Genomic DNA, 17,836 nt, shown 5'->3' with positions numbered 1-17,836 from the left:
TCGGCGGGCGCGGCGTCGGGTGCAGCCCTCAGTCGACGACCTCGTGGGGGTACATCGAGCGGCACGAGAAGCACCACAGCTCACCGCCCGGCACGGTGGTCGACGAGCCCGCTGTGTCCCAACTCTCGGGCACCACGTAGACCCGGCTGACCAGCACCAGGTCGTCGTCCTCCCGGGCACAGTTCTCGCAGACCCGCTCCATGTTGCGAACGGTAGCCCCGCAGGCTCACACTGGAGGTACCGCCGGTAGCCGAGGGGCACTGGACGGGAAAAGGAGGCCAAGCGACATGGCCGCTGCACGCACGTCGCCCATCACCGTCCCCGCAGTCCGCGCCCGCAAGGGCGGCGAGCCGCTCGTCATGGTCACCGCTTACGACGCCCCCGGTGCCCGCATCGCCGATGAAGCAGGCGTCGACCTCATCCTGGTGGGCGACTCCCTCGCCATGGTGGTGCTCGGCTACGACGACACCCTCCAGGTGACGGTGGCCGACATGGCGCACCACACCGCGGCGGTGGCCCGGGCCAAGCCCCGGCCGCTGATCGTGGCCGACCTGCCCTGGCTGAGCTACCACGTGAGCATCGAGGACACCGTGCGCAACGCCGCGACCCTCATCCGGGCGGGCGCCCAGTCGGTGAAGCTGGAAGGCGGTCGCAAGCGGGTCGCCCATGTGGCCGCCCTGGTCGACGCCGAGATCCCGGTCATGGGCCACATCGGCCTGACCCCGCAGTCGGTGCACGCCATGGGCGGCTTCAAGGTGCAGGGCAAGGACGCCGACGCCGCCGCTGCCCTGGTCGACGACGCCTTGGCCCTGGCCGAGGCGGGCTGCTTCGCCCTCGTGCTCGAAGGCGTGCCCGACGCCGTGGCCCGCATGGTGACCGAGGCCGTCGACATCCCCACCATCGGCATCGGCGCAGGCCCGTGGTGCGACGGCCAGGTGCTCGTCTTCCACGACGTGCTCGGCCTCGAAGACCGGGTGCTGCCGAAGTTCGTGCGCCGCTACGCCGGCTTGAAGGCCGACGCGGTGGCGGCGGTGGCGGCCTATGCCGACGACGTGCGCACCGGCGCCTTCCCGTCGGACGCCGAGAGCTACCACCTCTCCGACGAGACGGCCCGGGTGCTCGGCCTCTACGGCAGCGGCGCCGACGCCGTGTCAGCATGACCGCGTGACGAGCAGCCCAGTCGAGCTCCCCGAGTCCCTCCCGCCCGGCCTCCGGCGCACGTTGGCCTGGTTCAGCACCGAGACAGGGCGGCGCGCCCTGTGGTGGATCATCGGCGTCCTCCTGGCCCTGACCTTCCTCGGCTTCCTCGCCGTGGGCGCCAACGGGCCGGCCGACCCGACCTTCGCAGGCGAGGAGTCCGTGGCCCTGCGGGTCACCGCCGCCGACGGGCGCGAGCAGGTGCACTGCGTGCTGGTGGCCGACGACGCCGAGGAGCGGGCCCGGGGCCTGATGGAGCGCACCGACCTCGGCCCGTACGCGGGCATGGCGTTCGTCTACCAGAGCGACGTCGACCACGGCTTCCACATGAAGAACACCCCGCTGCCGTTGACGGTGGCGTGGTACCGGGCCGACGGGTCGTTCGTGTCGTCGGCCGACATGGACCCGTGCCCGCAGGCCGTCGTCTCGTGCCCGCCGTACAAGCCGGCGGGCGCCTACCGCATCGCCGTCGAAGTGCCCAAGGGCCGGGCCGGCGCGCTGGGCATCGGGCCGGGGTCGAAAGCAGCCGTGGCGTCCGCCTGCGCCTGACCGGTACCATGGCCCGGTTCAACTGAACACCCTGCCCCCGACCGCCGGGGGCCCCGAGCACTCGGTGCCGGGTCCACAGGGAGGTACCAGGCCTTTGCGGCCCTACGAAGTCATGGTCATCCTCGATGCCGCCCTCGAAGAGGACGTCATCCGCAGCGTTGTCGACCGGGCCACTGAGCTCCTCCGGTCGCGTGATGCCAACCCCGGTCGTGTCGAGACCTGGGGGAAGCGTCGGCTGGCGTACGAGCTCAACCACCGCACCGAGGGCTACTACGTCCTCATGGAGACGACGGGCGAGCCTGCGGCCATGGCCGAGCTCGACCGCATGCTCTCCCTCGCAGACGAGGTGATCCGCCACAAGATCATCCGCCTGCCGGAGCACGTGGCCGGCCGCCGCACGGCGCCCCCGCCGGCCCCTTCAGCAGGTGAGGCCCCCGCCGAGGCGGGCGCCCCAGCGAACGGAGCGTGAGCACATGAGCAACGGCAACAGTGTGACCCTGGTGGGCAACGTCACCCGCGACCCCGAGTTGCGGTTCACCCCCAGCGGGCAGGCCACGGCGTCCTTCGGGCTGGCCGTGAACCGCCGCTGGCAGAACCGGCAGTCGGGCGAGTGGGAGGAAGCAGTTTCGTTCTTCGACGTCGTCTGCTGGCGGGAGATGGCAGAGAACGCCAGCGAGTCGATCACCCGAGGGTCGCGAGTCATCGTGACCGGCCGCCTCGAGCAGCGGTCGTGGGAGACGCAGGACGGCGAGAAGCGCTCGAAGATCGAGGTGGTGGCCGACGAGATCGGCCCCAGCCTCCGGTGGGCAACGGCCACCGTGACCAAGAACGAGCGCCGCGGCCCCGGTGAGGGCGGCGGCGGTGGCGGCGGCCAAGGTGGCGGCGGCGGCCAGGGCGGCGGCGGCCGTCCTGCCGGAGCCAACGAGCCGCCTGCCGGCGGCTACGGGTACGACGAGGAGCCTTTCTAGTGGCACGAAGCAACGATCGCGACCGGGGCACCAAGCGGGCCCCCAAGGACGACCGCCGCCGCGGCGGCAAGAAGAAGGTCTGCGTCTTCTGCAAGGACAAGATCGACTGGGTCGACTACAAGGACGTGAACCTGCTGCGCCGGTTCATGTCGGACCGGGGCAAGATCCGCGCCCGTCGGGTCACCGGCAACTGCTCGCAGCACCAGCGTGACGTGGCCGTGGCCATCAAGACGTCGCGTGAGCTGGCCTTGCTGCCGTACCTGCAGCGCACGGTGGCCGAGCGTTCCGGTGGCCGCGGTGGCCGCGGGGATCGTGGCGACCGCGGGCCTCGCCCCGACCGTCGTGACGAGGCGGCGGCCGACGTGGTGGCCGAGGACCTGCCCGACGACGTGACGCTCGACGGCGACGACATCGTCGCCGAGCCGATCGGCGATGCGCTGGTGGCGGCCGGCGGCGGTGACGACGAGGCGGCCGAGTGATGCGGATCGTCCTGCGCACCGATGTCGACGGCGTCGGCAAGAAGGGCGACATCCTCGAGGTCGCCGACGGCTACGCCCGCAACTTCCTCATCCCCAAGGGGCGGGCCATCAAGGCCACCCCCGGGGTGCAGGCCCAGGCCGAGGCCATGCGCCGGTCCCGCGACCTCAAGGACGCCAAGGACCGGGAGTCGGCCGAGGTGGTGGCCCGCACGCTCGTCCCCAAGACAATCCGCATCCCGGCCAAGGCCGGGGCCGAGGGCAAGCTCTTCGGCTCGGTGACGGCGGCCGACATCATCGCCGCGGTGACCGAGCAGGCGGGCGTGGAGCTCGACCGGCGCAAGCTGCAGCTCGACGAGCCCATCAAGACGCTGGGCACCCACCACGTCCCCGTGAAGCTGCACAGCGATGTGCAGTTCCCGGTGACCGTGGAGGTCGTCGCCAGCTGAACTCCTGCTGAAGTTGCACCGGTTTCGTTGCGGAATCCGCAACGAAACCGGTGCAACGTCGCGTCCGGGGTCGGGCGGCGGGAAAATTGTCACACCCGCTCGTCATCCTCAGGGGTGTGCACAACTTGGCGGCAAATCCCCAACGTCGTCCTCTTCCTCCCCACAGGCTCGGCCCTGTCTACTGAGGGTCACCCATGGTCCAATCGATCGAAGAAGCTCGTCGGCGGCAACAACAGGCGTCCTCCAAGCCCCGTGTCCCGCCCCACAACCTCCAAGCCGAGGAGTCCCTGCTCGGCGCCATGCTCCTGTCGCGCGACGCCATCGTCGACGCGGTCCAGATCGTCGGCGCCGACGACTTCTACAAGCCGGCCCACGGCCACGTGTTCGAGGCCATCACCTCCCTCTACGGCCAGGGCGAGCCCGTCGACCCGGTCACCGTGTCCGACGAACTGCGCCGGGCCGACCTGCTCGACCACATCGGCGGCTCGGCCACGCTGGTCTCGCTCCAGGCCAACACCCCGGCCATCTCCAACGCGGCGCGCTACGCCCGCATCGTCGAGGAGCACGCCCTCCTGCGCCGGCTCATCGGCGTGGCGGGCGAGATCGCCGAGCTCGGCTACGACGTGCCCGACGACGTCGAGGCCGCCGTCGACCGGGCCGAGTCGATGGTCTTCGAGGTGGCCCAGCGCCGGGTCACCGATACCACCAAGCCGCTGCGCGACCTGCTGGCCGCCAGCCTCGACCGCCTCGAAGCCCTCTACGACCGGGGCGAGTCGATCACCGGCGTGCCCACCGGCTTCACCGACCTCGACGACCGCCTGAGCGGCCTGCAGCCCTCCAACCTGCTGATCGTGGGCGCCCGCCCCGCCATGGGAAAGACCTCCTTCGCTCTCAACATCGCAGCGCACGCGGCCATGGAGGGCAACACCCCGACCCTCATCTTCTCCTTGGAGATGAGCCACCTGGAGATCACCCAGCGCCTCATCTGCGCCGAGGCCCGGGTGGAGGCCAGCCGCATGCGCAACGGCCGCCTGCACGACTCCGACTGGGGCAAGATCAGCCACGCCGTGGGCCGCCTGGGCGAGGCCCCCATCTACATCGACGACAACCCCATGATCACGGTCATGGACATCCGGGCCAAGGCCCGGCGCCTCAAGAGCCGCGAGGGCCTGGGCCTCGTCATCATCGACTACCTCCAGCTGATGTCGGGCCGCTCCAACGCCGAGAACCGCCAGGTGGAGATCTCCGAGATCAGCCGAGGGCTCAAGATCCTCGCCCGCGAGCTAAGCGTGCCCGTCATCGCCCTCTCCCAGCTGTCCCGGCAGTTGGAGATGCGGGCCGACAAGCGCCCCCAGCTGGCCGACCTGCGAGAGTCGGGCGCCCTCGAACAGGACGCCGACGTGGTGATGTTCCTCTACCGCGACGAGGTCTACAACAGCGAGTCACCCGACCGGGGCACGGCCGAGGTCATCGTCTCCAAGCACCGCTCGGGACCGACCGGCACCACCCAGCTGGCCTTCCTCGACCACTACACCAAGTTCGCCAACATGGCCCGGGTCTAGCGCTCGACTAGTAGCCGGCGTCGTGCCACGGGGTGCGCCAACGCGACTCGCTCTGGCCGTGGCCAGGCCACAGTGGGCGTTCTGTCGTCGCCGTGAGGATGGTCTCGGCCCGGCCCCGCAGGCTGGCTCGCCGCTCCCGCACCGGCGGTGCCACCGCGGCGCGCCCCCCGGTGACCAACTCGCTTACGGCCCGGCACACCCGCAGGGCGGGCCAGCCGAGTTGCGTCATCAACTGCGCGGGCGTGGTGTGCCCGGCGGCCACGGCCGTGCTCAACGTCCAGGCGTCGGCCGACAGGTGCACGTCGTCGTCGCCGTGGGACAGGGTCACCACCACCGCCATCGACGGCACCACCTGGGCGACCTCTTCCCAGTCCATGACCGCCTCGCCTGCCTCGGCCAAGACCTCGGCGATGTGCCGGCCGAAGACGTCGCCGCCGACGGTGGCCGACTCCTCGAAGCGGAACCGACCTTGCGGCGTGCGCAGCATGCGCACGACCTCGTCGACCGCGTCGTCACCCAGCACCCGGCCGTTGCGGAACGACACGGCGATGTCGTCGACGCGCAGCACCCCGCTCTTGCCGGTCAGCCCCAGGAAGTGCAGCAGCGTGCGGGGGCGGAAGTCGACAAGCGTGCCGGTGAGGGCGGGCGGGTCGGAGGCCACACCTTCCTGTCGGAGCGCACCGCCTCCTGGTTGACCGCAGAAATGTCCGCTTCGGCCGTTTGTTCACGCCGAGGCGGCAAGCTGCCGATAGGCGCGCATGACGCGCGTGCTCGTCGTCGACGACAACCCCGTCGCCCGGTGCGTGGCCGTGATGGCCTTGGAACTGGCGGGCATGGACGTCGACGAGGCGCCCGACGGCAGCCTCGCCTTGGAACGGCTGGCCGCCGAGCCCGCCGACGCCGTCGTGCTCGACATCATGATGCCGGGGCTCTCCGGCCACGACGTCCTGGCCGAACGGAGGCGACGCCACCTCGCGCCGGAGACCGCGGTGATCATGCTCACGTGCAAGACGGACGACGCCGACATCACCCGGGCGTTCGCCGCCGGCGCATGCGACTACATGACGAAACCCTTCGACCCGGACGCCTTGGTGCGGGCGGTGCGCACGGCGGTCTACGGCTCGATCGGCTGAGTCTCAGGGAGGCAGGGCGGGAGCCGAGAGAAGGGAGCCGTCACGGCGGGACACCGCATCGGTTTGGAGGGTCCTCGACCCCCGCGCCTGCCTCCAGCGGAGCTTGCTGGGTAACTCCGCTGCCCGAATCTGTCGGCCCGCCGCACCGCCGAGTTGAGCAAAATCACCACACAGAGTGGCAAAAGGTAGTCTCCGGGCGTGGACGCCCGCCGGGCTTCGTTCGTCGCCGTGGCCGCCTGTGTGCTGTGGGGCACGATCCCGTTGCTGGTCCGAAAGGTCGAAGTGCCCACCGTGGCCCTGGTGTTCTCCCGGGTCGGCATCGCTGCCGTGGGGCTCGGCGTCCTGCTCGCCGTGCGCCGTCGGCGCCTCACCGGCCTGCCCGCGGGCCGAAGCGCCCTGGCCGCCGCCCTCCTGGCCGTGCACTGGTCGGCCCAGTTCGCCGCCTACCGACGCCTGCCCGTGGCCGTGGTCATCCTCGTCATCTACCTGTCGCCGGTAGGCATGGCCGTGCTGGCCCGGCGCCTGCTCGGCGAGCGGGTGGAACGGCGCACCGCCGGAGCCCTCGGCATCGCCCTCGTCGGCTTCGTCGTCATCGCCGCCCCCGAGGTGGAAGGCCCGGGCGACCCCGTCGGCCTGGCGCTGGCCGTGTTCGCAGCGGCCACCTATGCACTCGTGATCGTGGTGGGCAAGCCGTTGGCCCAACAGGCGGGGGCGGTGTCGGCCACGTTTGTGGAGATGGCCGGTGCCGCGGCGCTGCTGGCGCCCCTCGCCCTCGCCGCCGACTGGGGCGAGCCGAGGTGGGCGTGGGGGTGGTTGGTCGTGCTCGGCCTGGTGCACACGGCGGCCGCCACTGCTGCCTACCTCGCTGCCGTCGCCGTGCTGCCGACGGCCCGGGCCGGCGTGTTCGGCTACCTGGAGCCGGCATCGGCCGTGGTGCTCGGCTGGGCGGTGCTGGGGCAGCGGCCGACCCTCGCCACCGCCGCGGGTGGGTTGTTGATCGTGGCGGCCGGCATCGTGGTGCTGACCGCTGCCCCGCCCGCTTTGGAGGTGCCCACCGGTGTTCCTCGGTGACGACCTGCTGCCCTACCTCGTGCTTGCCTTGGGCGGCGCCATGTTCGTGGGCAGCACGCTGGCCGTCGTGCGCCCGCCCGAGCGCACACGCGAAGGGGAGTTGGAGCGGGCCCCGATCGGCCGCAGCATGGCCATGGCCGCCGTCGGCCTCGTCGCTGCCCTGTGGGCCTTGGCCTCGCTGATCGCCGGCTGAGACCGCCGGTGGACCGCTTGCAGCGCCAGCTCCAGTTCCTGCTGGAGGCCGACCGGGTGAAGCAGGTGGTGCGGCAGAACCCACTGGCCGACGGGTCGCGCCGGGAGAACGACGCCGAGCATATGTGGCACTTGGCCCTTGCCGTGCTGGTGCTGGCCGAACACGCAGCGGAGGCCGTCGACGTGGTGCGGGTGCTGACCATGGTCCTGGTGCACGACTTGGTGGAGATCGACACCGGTGACGTGTTGGTCTACGACGAGGTGGCCCGGGCGGCCGCCGTCGAGGGCGAGCGTGCCGCGGCCGAACGCATCTTCGGGCTGTTGCCCGACGACCAGGCGAGCGCGTTCCGAGAGGCGTGGGAGGAGTTCGAGGCGGGGCGCACCGCCGAGGCCCGTTTGGCCGCCGCCGTCGACCGGTTGCAACCGATGCTGCTCAACCACGCCGCCGGTGGGGGCGCCTGGGTCGAGCACGGCGTGTCGCTGGACGCGGTGACGGCGCGCAATGCGCAGATCGCCGAGGCGGCACCTGCGCTGGGCGAGACGGTGCGGTCGCTGCTGGCCGATGCCGCCGAGCGCGGGATGTTGCGACCGGGCAAGGCAGGGGCTCCCTTCGCCCCCCCGGATGAAGGAAGCCCCTGATCGTCCTCGGCGCCGCCGAGCACCTTGCGAGACCCATAGTGCGCTTCCCCGGCCCAGGATGCGAGGGCCATTTCTCCGGGCTAGGAGACGATGGCCCTATCGGGGGAGGCGCCCGCACGGTCAGTGACGGCCGTCGCGGGCCGTCGCACCGCGAGCACCAGCGCGGCCGACCACGACAACAGGATTAGCACGTCGAGGCCGTACACCACGTAGGCGAACCCTTGCGCGCCGGGCCGCTGCTCGCGCAGCAGGTACCGGGTCTCGGGCTCGAAGGCGGCCCGCCGCGACACCGGCTCGATGGCGGGCTCGCCGATCTCGGGGTCGGCCGGGAACCGCAGCGGCACGGCCATGAGCTCGTCGCCGCGGTGCAGGCGCAGCACGGTCTTGCCCGGCCCCGTCAACGGGACGGCACTGGCCAGCACCCAGCGGCCCGCGCCCGCTTCCTGCAGGTCGAGGGCTTCGTGGCCACCGCCCTGCCACGTCATGACCTGGAACCAGCGCACGTCGTCGGCCGCGTCGGGCGGGTCGAGCACCACCTCGAGGTCGGCGCGGTCGCCCCGGGGGACGAAGCGGATGTCAGCGGTCACGTCGCCCACGTTGCGGGGGAACGGCACGGCCAGCGCCACGAGCACGGCGACGGCACCGACGGCGGCCAGTCGACCCGACATGCGGGGCGCCGTCGTCACCACGCCTCCGGCGAAGGCCGCCGCCAGGACGGCGGCGCCGATGCCCGCCAACGTCGCCAGGATCACCGCTTCGGGCAGGAGGTCGGTGGTCCACGGCTGGAAGGCCCGGGTGTTCAAGGCCCACTCGCCCGCCAGGCCGATCGTGCCCACCCCGATGCCGGCCACGGCGGCGAAGCGCAGCCGCGAGGCCGTCCCCACCGACAGCGCCGCCGCCTCCACGGCCAACGCTGAGGCCACATAAAGCCCCGTCTCCTTGATGTCGAGCGGCCCGCGGTCCTGGAAGATGGTGAAGCTGACGACGAGGTTGATCACCGCCACTTCGAGCGCCCCGCCACGGCCCAGCACCAACCGGGATGCCACCATGGCGAAGGCGGCCGCGATGCTGACGAGCACCGGCAGGTAGAGCTGCTGGAACTGGGGTACGCCGAAGACGAACTCGCCTTGTGACGCCGACAGCCCTTGCACCGTCAACACCGCGGCGAATACGTGCACGGCGTGCGTGGCGCGCCGACGATCGGGGCGCGCACCAGCCTCGCCCAAGGCCAACCACGCGGCCAACGGCGTCAGGGATGCACCGAGGATCATGATCATGTGGGTGGGGCTCCACATGGTGACGTCGATGCCGTAGCGGGCGTGCCACAAGTCGTCGAGGGGGAAGCCCGACAACGCGGTGACCCCCAGCACCCCGAGGGCCAGGCACGACCACGGCACCCGCAGCTTGCCCAGGCGGAACCCCACGTCGGCCCGCTGCAGCGTGGCGAACAGCACGCCCACGGCGCCTGCAAAGGGGATCAGGGCCAGCCCGACGACGATGCCCGTGTGCGGGGCGGTGAACAGTTCCTTGTCGCGGCCCAAGGCGATGTGCCAGGCCACGTCGTCGTAGAAGCCGACGCCCGCCACGGCCACGGCGAACAACGAGGTGCCCACCGCGGCCGCCGCCCACCCCGGCACGCCGGTGGCCCGTTCGAGGGCGTCGGGGATGCGCAGGAGGAAACGGCCCAGCACCGGCCCCCTGGTGCCCGGGCGCCCGAAGACGGTCAGCAACGCCACGATCACCGCGTAGCCGCTCAACAAGGCGAGGAAGGGCGTGAAGCTGGAGATCTCCGCGAGCGCGTCGGCGTGGGCGAGGAGCATTGGTGCATTGTACGGCCGCAACCCCCATTTTGAAAAGAAGTCTTTCCTGTTACTCTTGTCACGGTGAGCAGCAGTTCCAGCCGTCGATATCGAGGTATGTCACGCGACGAACGGCAGGCCGAGCGCCGCCGCCGGCTGCTCGACGCGGGCCTTGGCCAGGTCGGCACGGCGGGCTACGCCCGCACCACCATCGAGGGACTGTGCGCCGGCGCGGGGGTGACGCCCCGCCACTTCTACGAGGAGTTCTCCGGACGCGAGCCGCTGCTGCTGGCCGTCTTCGAAGAGATCGTGGGCTGGACCCGCGAGGCGGTTGCGGCTGCGGTGGCCGCCGCCCCGGTCGACCCCGAACGCCGGGTGCGGGCGGGCATCGGTGCCTTCCTCCACGCCCTGCTCGACGACCCCCGCCGGGCTCGGGTGGCGTGCGTCGAGGTGGTGGGGGTGAGCCCCACGGTGGAAGGGCGACGGCGCGAGGTGCTGCACGAGTTCGCCGCTTTCATCACGGGCGAGGCGCGGCAACTGCAGGTGACGGAGCGGCCCGACACCGGTTCGTTCGCCGTCGCCGCCATGGCCTTGGTGGGAGGCACCAACGAGTTGGTGGTGGAGTGGGTGCTGGGCGAGCACCGTCCGCCCCTCGACGACCTGGCGGACGAGATCACCCGCTTGTTTCTGGCCGTGGGACGGACGTACTTCAGCTGAGCTTGGCCACCTCGTCGCCCACCCGGATGGTGCCGGGCTCGACCACCCGGGCGTTGATGCCCCGGGCCCGCAGCCGCTTGCCGTCCGGCGAGTTGAACAAACGGACTGCCTCCGGGCCGTAGCGGGCGCGGAACTTGGCGCAGCCGTTGTGCGGTTCGGGCGTCACCTCGACCACGGCGGTGCCGATGCGCAGGCGGGTGCCCGTCGGGAGGTTCTCGTGCGACAGGTCGAAGTCGATGTAGAGCTGGTCGCCAGCGAGGGGCCACCGTTCCCGTTCGCCGGCCACGATCGCTACGGCGCGCGAGTTCATCAGCGTCAGTTGGCGGTTCACCTCGGGCGATCCGTCGGGCGTGTGGCGGCTGCCTCGAGCACGCCAGCCGTCGCCCACCAAGCCCTCGTCGGTGGTGAGCTCGCCGACATCGAGGATCTCGCGCTCGGCGGGCGCGGGGCGGCGCACGATCATCTCCAACGACCCCACATCGCGCGGCGACGCTTCGATGGAGGCGAGCACGTCGGTCACGGCAGCCCATGGTGCCGGCCGAGAATGGGCGGCGTGATCCTCGTCGACCTCGACCGGGCGGCTGCGTCGCGGCCCGGCCGCCCGCTGTTCACCGACCTCTCGCTGACGGTGGCCGACGGGGACCGGTTGGGGGTCATCGGCCTCAACGGCACCGGGAAGTCCACGTTGCTGCGGGTCATCGCCGGCTGCGACGAACCGGAGTCGGGCGCGGTGCGCCGAGGCCGTGGCGCCCGCGTCGGGTTCCTGGCCCAGCGGCCCGACCTGCCGCCGGGCACGGTGCAGGCGGCGGTCGGCGATGGGTGGGAGGCCGCCGCCGTGCTCGACCGCTTGGGTATGAGCGGCGTGCTCGACGCCGACGTGGCGACGCTGTCGGGCGGCCAGGCCAAGCGGGTGGCGCTGGCGCGGCTGCTGGTCGAGGAGCCCGACCTGTTGGTGCTCGACGAGCCCACCAACCACCTCGACATCGACGCCATCGCCTGGCTGGAGGACCGACTGGCCCGCCACCGGGGCGGGCTGGTGCTGGTCACCCACGACCGGCACGTGCTCGACCGGGTGACCACCCGGGTGCTCGAGCTCGACCGGGGGCGGGGCTACGTGCACGAGGGCGGCTACGCGGGCTACCTCGAAGGCCGAGCGGTAAGGGCGGAGCAGGAGGCGACGGCCGAGTCGGTGCGGCGCAACCTGGCGACCCGCGAGCTGGCGTGGCTGCGCCGAGGGGCGCCCGCCCGCACCCGCAAGCCCAAGGCCCGCATCGCCGCGGCCACCGCGGTGGTGGAGGGCAGGCAGGCCGCCGCCGCCCGGCCCGACGAACTGCAACTGCACTTCGGCACGCCGCGCCTCGGCGACAAGGTGGTCGAGCTCACCGGCGTGGGCCATGCCTTCGACCGGGTGCTGTTCGACGGGGTCGACCTCGACCTCGACCCGCGGGAGCGGCTCGGCATCATCGGGCGCAACGGTTCCGGGAAGTCGACGTTGCTCGACGTCATCGCCGGGCGCTTGGCGCCGTTGCGGGGGACGGTGGAGCGAGGGCCGACCGTGCGCATCGGCTACTACGACCAGGCGGGCGCCACCCTCGATCCCGAGCAACGGGTACGCGATGCGGTGGCCGGGCCGACCCGCAAGCCCAGTTGGGAAGACGCGGCGTTGCTGGAGCGGTTCTGGTTCGACCGCGATGCCCAGTGGGCTCCCATCGGCTTGTTGTCGGGTGGTGAGCGGCGGCGGCTCCAGTTGTTGTTGGTGCTGGCGGCGCGGCCCAACGTGTTGCTGCTCGACGAGCCGACCAACGACTTCGACCTCGACACGCTGCGGGTGTTGGAGGACTTTCTGGAGGACTGGCCCGGCGCGCTGGTGGTGGTCAGCCACGACCGGGCATTTCTGGAACGCACGGTGGAGGACGCGCTGCTGCTCGACGGCGAGCGCAGCGCGGCGCGGGTGCCCGGCGGCTACGCCGCCTGGGAGGACGCCCGGCGCAAGCAGATGGCCGCCGCGGGCACGCCGGTTCGAGCCACCGCGCCCACGCCGCCGCGGGAGCGGCCGAAGCGGACGGGCCGTTCGCCCAGCACGCTGCACCGGCTGTTGCGCACGGCCGAGCGAGAGGTGGCCGACTTCACGGCGCGGCGCGATGAGTTGAACGCCGCGCTGGTGGCGGCAGGCGCCGACCACGAAGCCCTGACCCGCCTCGGCACCGAGCTGGCCGACGTGCAAGGGCTGCTCGACGCCGCAGAACTGTGCTGGTTGGAGCTCGCCGAAGAAGCGGAGGGGTGACCGTTGGGGTGACCTCTCGCTTGGCGGCTGAGTACGCCGCTTGAAGGCGGCTGTCTCCTGCCCGTCGTTGGTGGTGTGTCGAGTTGGCGACCCCGGCGGATCCCCGTCTGTCAGGGGCGAGCGAACCATCGGGCGAGCGGTCGGAGGTCGACCATGACGCTCGCGGATCGGTAACTGAAACGCACGTCACACGGCACAGATGCCTCGCGACCGTCAAATGCCAAAGGGAGGTTCCGCACTGTGCTTGAAGTCCGGCCCTCGGGCCCACCCAGGGCGTCGGAGGTGGCCCAAGTCGGCTCCACCCGCACTGTGGGCCTCACCCGAGTCTTCACCGACAGCGGGATCCACCTTGCATCGGGCTCGTCCCAATGGAAGTGCAGGAGCGCAGCGTGCCATTTGGCGGTTCGCGCCAGCGCCACGAACGCCGCAGATTGCGACACTCCAGCGTCACGCGCCACTCCGTCGAGCGTCTTCAGCGAAACGAGGTGCAGGTCGCTCCGCGCTTTTAGCCACTGCACCGGCAGCAGGAGGTACGAGGCGAAACTGTTGCACACCGACTCGGCGACTGGATGGTCGACCTGATGTGAGAAAGGAACTCCTGCCCGCTGCAACATGATGTGTCCGAGTTCGTGGGCAACGGTGAACCGGTGCCTGTACAAGGGCAGGTCGGACGACGTCTCGATCACGTAGCCCGTGCCCCTCGGCGTCACGCGCCCGGCATCCTCGAGCCCGGGCACTCTTCGAATTACGGCTCGAAGGTCATCCGCAATTTCTTCCAGGGGGACGGTCGGGGACGTACTTACGTGCGCGGAACAGATGCGAAGTTGGTGGAGAAGCGCACCGGCTGAGGGGATCTCAGCCAAGTTTTCCATCCCGCCACGCCCGGTAGAGGCGTTCCCACGCCTCTTGGGTTGTGAGGTCGTAACGATCGCTTCGACGTGGCGCTCCCGAAGCGTGGCGCCGCGCCGCCTTGGCGGCATCCGCGCTCTTCATCTGCCGAGCGGCCACGGATACGACGTTGCGCAATTCGTCGCCAAAACGATTGCGTTCCTGCCACTGGCGCAGGGCGACCTCTTCCGCCGGGTCGAGCTCCCGTAGACGTCGGATCGACGCCAGAAACGGTGCGACCTGTACTCCCAACGCTGCGCCGAGCCGGACCAATTTTCCAGCAGGCAGCGCAGCAAGCATCAGCGGGTATTCCACCGTGATCTCGATTTCACCCGAACCCATGCCCGCAATGAAGCACACCTCTGCGAGCTCGGCGTGTGACTTCGCCCTGAACTGCTCTCGCCACGCCCCCGCCAGTTCACGCTGCAAAGGCGCCCAGAGGTGCGCCGTGGAGGCTCGCATCGTTGGCCCGATCGACAGCGCCACACGTCGGGTGCGAACCCATTCCGTCACTGCGGCCTCAAGCTCTCCATCGCTGCTGTAGGGCACGATGGACATGTCGAGTCCGTCAAGGCTCATGCCAGTCGTCTGCCGACTGACTGGCTCGTCGATGTGGTGGACATAGAGGAGGGGAATCCCACGCAGGTAGGCAAGGGTCCCCTCGTTCCCGACGCCGAAGCTGGCGCCATCTGCTCCGTGGACAATCAATCCGTCGGCCAGTCGGACAACGTGGTGAAGGTTCCGCCTCCAGATGTCGATCGGTTGATCCTCGTTTCGCCAAGGCGCCGTGTACATGAGGGGCGTATAAACCACCAGTTCCCAGGCGGGCACATCGTCCACTGCGGCGGATACCGCAGCTCGTTGGATGACATGACACTCGAGTTCAAGGCGTTGGCGCCGTTTCGCGGAGAGGCCGGTCAACTTGCACGCCAGGTAGAGGTGCGGCTGCGCTGTGCCTGGGTCGAAGATGTCGCTGGCTGGGATTTCGACCGTCATCAGGGCTCCTCTTCGGTGGGACGGCGGACGTGCGACAACATCCACTGCAGCAGCGCTGCCCGACGGCACTTTCCGCTTCTGATAGCCATGGCGAGAACAGCGAACTCCGAGAGGTCGTCACGGCCGGATTGCCAGCGACCACCGTTGGCCGCGATGAAGTCGCGTAAGCACGCGAGGGTGACGGGGTCGTCGGAGGGATCGGCGTCCGAGCGTCGAATGAGACGAACCGTTTGCACCATGGCCTGGGAAAGCACTCCGTGGTACCGATGGCCGTTCCCCAGCGGCGTCGCCGGTGCCAGCAAGGCTGCCCACACCGAGGGGAGGTCGGGCGAAACCACCACCCCGGAACGGGCAGGGCGCTGCGCGTTGTGCCGGAGGTAGTCCCCGAGCGTGAGGTACCGGGTCAATAATCCAACCCTTTCGTGGAGCCTGCTTGTGCGACGTTACCTTTGGGGAATGATTAGGTCAATAGTTGACCACATCGACGCACGAGGAGCACACTGAGTGTTATGACGAACCTCGAGCCAACCCTGCGAGCCCTCGCCAACCTCGCTCGTCACCCATGCACGGAGTACGAGGCTGCAATTGGTGTGATCCCCGATATCGGACGAGCGCTGCGAGAACCGAACGGGCCGATAACGGAACTGGAGACAGCGCTCGGTGCCGCGCGCTTCACGGCCGACCACAGGGCGAGGATCGAATCGCCCCTCGGGGTGCTGCGGCAGGGAAAGGCAGACACATATCTCGCGGGAGCGCTGTGGGCGTGTTTCGACATCGTTCGTGCCTACAACGCAAGCATTGCTGCAGAACGGGAGCGCCGAGCACAGCGAATGGGTCGGGACACGGCCCGTAAGACGGTCATCGAACTCCTCAACACTCAGGCTGACGTGTCGCCAAAGGAAGTCAGGACCGCCCTGACGGAGAAGGGTGTCGAGGTGAGCGCCGAGACGGTTTCGAAGGCACTCGCAGATCTGCTTCAGGACGGGATCATCGTTGAATCGCAACCGCGCCGAGGCTCGAATCGCCGTCAACGGTTCTATCGCCTGGCCGAGGCTTCGGCTGACAACCGGAGCGTCGAGCGGATTCGTGCCGCTCTCGATGAACTTCGCACGCAGATTTCCCGCCCGGAGATGGAAGCGTTGCTGGCGGATTGGATCCAACCGGATGAGCGAAGTGCAAACCGGCGCTGAGCGTCAGTCGAGGCCGTGCCACTCGGCGTGGCGGCCACGGGAGGAGAAGAGCCACAACCCAGGCCCGTCGCCCCGTTCGTCCGCATGTTCGCTGTCAGGTGCGTACACAGCCGGTGGTCGTGTGTCGTCCCCGTAGGGTCCCCGGAAGAACGCTTCGGTCTCGCGAGTGGCTTTTCCTGGTGACCGCGCCAATCGGCGCGGTCCGATGGCGACGATCACGAACGCCTGCGTCGTCGTCGACAAGCGCTCGGCAACGCCGATGATCGATTCGGCCCGGTCAGTGAACGAAGGGACGATCAAGAGATTCACGCCGGCATCCGACAGCAGCTCCATCAAGCGCCGGTCCTGTGCGTCTCGGCACAACAGCACTGCGAGGGCCAGGTCCCCAGCACGCCACACGGTGACGGAGGGCGGCTGGTCGGTGGCTATCCCCTCCGCTTGCCCCTGGAACTCAGCGCGGTGAACCTTCCGGAAAGCTCGACTCGTACAAACGTCGCCCGCTGTGACCAGGATTGACCCCTCGTTGAACCCCTCGTCGGTCATCGTGGAGCCAGCAACGACGAGCATTGGCGCGTTCGGGAGTTCCTCGAGCACCTCTTTCAAGCGCGTACGGGTCGCCTCGGGAACCGCATACTCGGGTAAGACCACCACGTGGGCCTCAAGGTCTGCCGCCTTGCGCAACAACGCTGTCAGGACTTCGGCGTGCGCGTCCGGATCGACTGGACCTCGGTTGACCACCGTCCCGGCCTCGGGCCCCGGTTCGATGATGAAGTCGTCGACGGTGCCGTCGGGATGGAGGGTCGTGATCCTGAGGTCGTCCAGTCCGCTCAATCCTGTGAGGACGCCTTGAAGCGTCCAGTCCAGCGTCAGGCGGTAATGGTGATGAAGGTCGTTTCCGATGTGAACGTTGTGGACCGCGTCACCAGGAACTGCCGAGGGAAGGCGCTGGGGGCGGGTGTTCGCAGAGCCGCCAAGCCATGTCCTGGGGTCGAGCCGAGCGACCGGGTATGCCCGACGGGGCTCGATCACGAATCGACCCTGCCCAGCGGACCAATCGGAAAGGGTGTCCTGTCGCTCCTCGTCGATGACGTGAGCGAGCCTTTGCGCTGCCCACAGCGCCATCCCGGGGCGTTCCTCCTCGCTGTATTCGGCCAAGAAGCGGTCGAGGGCGTCGATGATGAGCGCTGCTGCTTCCTGCCCCACCCACACCGATCGAGCGTCGGCCATCGCCTCGCGCAGCGATGCGATAAGGATGGCCGCGTCCTCATGCTCGTTGGCCCGAGGCGGCCAGGTCGCTTGATTGTCCTCAACGAGAAGGAGCAGGGCTTCAACCAGCGAGAACCAGGTCCCGCCGTCGGAACGCGATGACCCGACGGCGCCGACGGTGGCGCGCAACCATCGCTGAGTGTCGCTGGTGTCGGTCTTCGCCAACGTATCCCACCCGGCGTCCTGGCCTTGGAGGTAAGCGGACGCGAGGGCGGTCTCGTCGATGCGGTCGTAATCGTGGCGGTGCTGCGAAGGATCTGCGTTCGCGGGCATGGTTCCTCAGCGGGTTCGGCGTCGGGTACAGAGGCGTGTGGCTTCATGCCGCCCCCCACTCGGCCGACGGCCCGCGGCTGATAGGAGACACGCCATGCCTATTTCACGAACGAGAAGGTCCGGTGTCGCGAAAAAATTTGGGCGAGGAGACAAATATCCTGTATCGATGCGCACTTCGGTGCCTGCG

20 protein-coding genes and 1 pseudogene are annotated in these 17,836 nt (G+C 69.7%); 14 read left to right on the top strand and 7 right to left on the bottom strand.

All coding sequences use genetic code 11. From position 1 onward, the window contains the following. Positions 1-28: 28 nt before the first annotated feature. Entirely contained in the window at positions 29-202 is a 174-nt protein-coding gene (locus VM938_12920; protein HVF75940.1) for a hypothetical protein, read from the bottom strand. 85 nt (positions 203-287) lie between these two features. On the opposite strand from VM938_12920, the gene panB reads away from it, so the two are divergent. From panB to dnaB, 7 genes and pseudogenes are all read left to right on the top strand, one after another. After that, positions 288-1,160 (top strand): 3-methyl-2-oxobutanoate hydroxymethyltransferase, encoded by an 873-nt coding sequence (panB, locus tag VM938_12915; protein ID HVF75939.1) that lies wholly within the window; start codon positions 288-290, stop codon positions 1,158-1,160. 4 nt (positions 1,161-1,164) lie between these two features. After that, a complete protein-coding gene (locus tag VM938_12910) occupies positions 1,165-1,746 on the top strand; it encodes a DUF192 domain-containing protein (GenBank protein HVF75938.1) in 582 nt (193 codons plus the stop codon). A 94-nt stretch (positions 1,747-1,840) separates the two neighbouring features. Next, a complete protein-coding gene (rpsF, locus tag VM938_12905; protein ID HVF75937.1) occupies positions 1,841-2,215 on the top strand; it encodes a 30S ribosomal protein S6 in 375 nt (124 codons plus the stop codon). 4 nt (positions 2,216-2,219) lie between these two features. Further along, positions 2,220-2,714: a single-stranded DNA-binding protein gene (ssb, locus tag VM938_12900; protein ID HVF75936.1), complete on the top strand. Its 495-nt coding sequence runs from the start codon at positions 2,220-2,222 to the stop codon at positions 2,712-2,714. Further along, a pseudogene (gene rpsR, locus VM938_12895) lies at positions 2,714-2,974 on the top strand (30S ribosomal protein S18). The gene ssb and the pseudogene rpsR overlap by 1 nt, the downstream one beginning before the upstream one ends. 218 nt (positions 2,975-3,192) lie before the next feature. Then, entirely contained in the window at positions 3,193-3,639 is a 447-nt protein-coding gene (rplI, locus tag VM938_12890) for a 50S ribosomal protein L9 (GenBank protein HVF75935.1), read from the top strand. Positions 3,640-3,833: 194 nt separating this feature from the next. Further along, entirely contained in the window at positions 3,834-5,201 is a 1,368-nt protein-coding gene (gene dnaB, locus VM938_12885) for a replicative DNA helicase (protein ID HVF75934.1), read from the top strand. Positions 5,202-5,208: 7 nt separating this feature from the next. Here the strand turns inward: dnaB and VM938_12880 are convergent, their stop codons facing one another. After that, positions 5,209-5,862: a DUF4388 domain-containing protein gene (locus VM938_12880; GenBank protein HVF75933.1), complete on the bottom strand. Its 654-nt coding sequence runs from the start codon at positions 5,860-5,862 to the stop codon at positions 5,209-5,211. Positions 5,863-5,959: 97 nt separating this feature from the next. Between VM938_12880 and VM938_12875 the strand changes: the two genes are divergently transcribed. The 4 genes from VM938_12875 to VM938_12860 all read left to right on the top strand — a co-directional run bounded on the left by VM938_12875 (position 5,960) and on the right by VM938_12860 (position 8,236). Beyond that, entirely contained in the window at positions 5,960-6,334 is a 375-nt protein-coding gene (locus VM938_12875; GenBank protein HVF75932.1) for a response regulator, read from the top strand. Between the two features lie 198 nt (positions 6,335-6,532). Then, positions 6,533-7,405 (top strand): EamA family transporter, encoded by an 873-nt coding sequence (locus VM938_12870; GenBank protein HVF75931.1) that lies wholly within the window; start codon positions 6,533-6,535, stop codon positions 7,403-7,405. Then, a complete protein-coding gene (locus VM938_12865; GenBank protein ID HVF75930.1) occupies positions 7,392-7,598 on the top strand; it encodes a hypothetical protein in 207 nt (68 codons plus the stop codon). Before VM938_12870 ends, VM938_12865 begins: the two co-directional genes overlap by 14 nt. 8 nt (positions 7,599-7,606) lie before the next feature. Beyond that, positions 7,607-8,236, top strand: a complete 630-nt coding sequence (locus VM938_12860) for an HD domain-containing protein (GenBank protein ID HVF75929.1) — start codon at positions 7,607-7,609, stop codon at positions 8,234-8,236. Positions 8,237-8,316: 80 nt separating this feature from the next. Here VM938_12860 and VM938_12855 read toward each other — a convergent pair whose 3' ends face one another. Continuing rightward, positions 8,317-10,056: a hypothetical protein gene (locus VM938_12855; GenBank protein HVF75928.1), complete on the bottom strand. Its 1,740-nt coding sequence runs from the start codon at positions 10,054-10,056 to the stop codon at positions 8,317-8,319. Between the two features lie 96 nt (positions 10,057-10,152). On the opposite strand from VM938_12855, the gene VM938_12850 reads away from it, so the two are divergent. Further along, positions 10,153-10,752, top strand: coding sequence for a TetR/AcrR family transcriptional regulator (locus VM938_12850; protein HVF75927.1), 600 nt, complete (start codon positions 10,153-10,155; stop codon positions 10,750-10,752). Here the strand turns inward: VM938_12850 and VM938_12845 are convergent. Beyond that, positions 10,745-11,272, bottom strand: a complete 528-nt coding sequence (locus VM938_12845; GenBank protein HVF75926.1) for an MOSC domain-containing protein — start codon at positions 11,270-11,272, stop codon at positions 10,745-10,747. The two genes, VM938_12850 and VM938_12845, sit on opposite strands and share 8 nt — an antisense overlap. 33 nt (positions 11,273-11,305) lie before the next feature. Between VM938_12845 and VM938_12840 the strand changes: the two genes are divergently transcribed. After that, complete coding sequence (locus VM938_12840; GenBank protein HVF75925.1) at positions 11,306-13,036, top strand: ABC-F family ATP-binding cassette domain-containing protein; 1,731 nt, start codon at positions 11,306-11,308, stop codon at positions 13,034-13,036. Positions 13,037-13,891: 855 nt separating this feature from the next. Here VM938_12840 and VM938_12835 read toward each other — a convergent pair. Both VM938_12835 and VM938_12830 read right to left on the bottom strand, forming a co-directional pair. Next, a complete protein-coding gene (locus VM938_12835) occupies positions 13,892-14,920 on the bottom strand; it encodes a hypothetical protein (protein ID HVF75924.1) in 1,029 nt (342 codons plus the stop codon). Then, entirely contained in the window at positions 14,920-15,327 is a 408-nt protein-coding gene (locus tag VM938_12830) for a hypothetical protein (protein ID HVF75923.1), read from the bottom strand. The genes VM938_12835 and VM938_12830 overlap by 1 nt, the downstream gene beginning before the upstream one ends. A gap of 102 nt (positions 15,328-15,429) precedes the next feature. Between VM938_12830 and VM938_12825 the strand changes: the two genes are divergently transcribed. Continuing rightward, positions 15,430-16,110: a hypothetical protein gene (locus VM938_12825; protein HVF75922.1), complete on the top strand. Its 681-nt coding sequence runs from the start codon at positions 15,430-15,432 to the stop codon at positions 16,108-16,110. 3 nt (positions 16,111-16,113) lie between these two features. Here the strand turns inward: VM938_12825 and VM938_12820 are convergent, their stop codons facing one another. Continuing rightward, complete coding sequence (locus VM938_12820; GenBank protein ID HVF75921.1) at positions 16,114-17,649, bottom strand: hypothetical protein; 1,536 nt, start codon at positions 17,647-17,649, stop codon at positions 16,114-16,116. Positions 17,650-17,836 lie beyond the last annotated feature (187 nt).

The sequence above is a fragment of the Acidimicrobiales bacterium genome (assembly GCA_035536915.1).
In the GTDB taxonomy this organism is placed as follows: Bacteria; Actinomycetota; Acidimicrobiia; order Acidimicrobiales; family JAHWLA01; genus JAHWLA01.
This window is presented reverse-complemented; position numbering and strand designations above follow the sequence as displayed.

Excerpts from the sequence above, each read along its gene's own strand:
- VM938_12920 (HVF75940.1), bottom strand. The coding sequence starts at position 202 with ATGGAGCGGGTCTGCGAGAACTGTGCCCGGGAGGACGACGACCTGGTG.
- panB (HVF75939.1), top strand. The coding sequence starts at position 288 with ATGGCCGCTGCACGCACGTCGCCCATCACCGTCCCCGCAGTCCGCGCC.
- ssb (HVF75936.1), top strand. The coding sequence starts at position 2,220 with ATGAGCAACGGCAACAGTGTGACCCTGGTGGGCAACGTCACCCGCGAC.
- rplI (HVF75935.1), top strand. The coding sequence starts at position 3,193 with ATGCGGATCGTCCTGCGCACCGATGTCGACGGCGTCGGCAAGAAGGGC.
- dnaB (HVF75934.1), top strand. The coding sequence starts at position 3,834 with ATGGTCCAATCGATCGAAGAAGCTCGTCGGCGGCAACAACAGGCGTCC.
- VM938_12875 (HVF75932.1), top strand. The coding sequence starts at position 5,960 with ATGACGCGCGTGCTCGTCGTCGACGACAACCCCGTCGCCCGGTGCGTG.
- VM938_12855 (HVF75928.1), bottom strand. The coding sequence starts at position 10,056 with ATGCTCCTCGCCCACGCCGACGCGCTCGCGGAGATCTCCAGCTTCACG.
- VM938_12850 (HVF75927.1), top strand. The coding sequence starts at position 10,153 with ATGTCACGCGACGAACGGCAGGCCGAGCGCCGCCGCCGGCTGCTCGAC.
- VM938_12835 (HVF75924.1), bottom strand. The coding sequence starts at position 14,920 with ATGACGGTCGAAATCCCAGCCAGCGACATCTTCGACCCAGGCACAGCG.
- VM938_12825 (HVF75922.1), top strand. The coding sequence starts at position 15,430 with ATGACGAACCTCGAGCCAACCCTGCGAGCCCTCGCCAACCTCGCTCGT.
- VM938_12820 (HVF75921.1), bottom strand. The coding sequence starts at position 17,649 with ATGCCCGCGAACGCAGATCCTTCGCAGCACCGCCACGATTACGACCGC.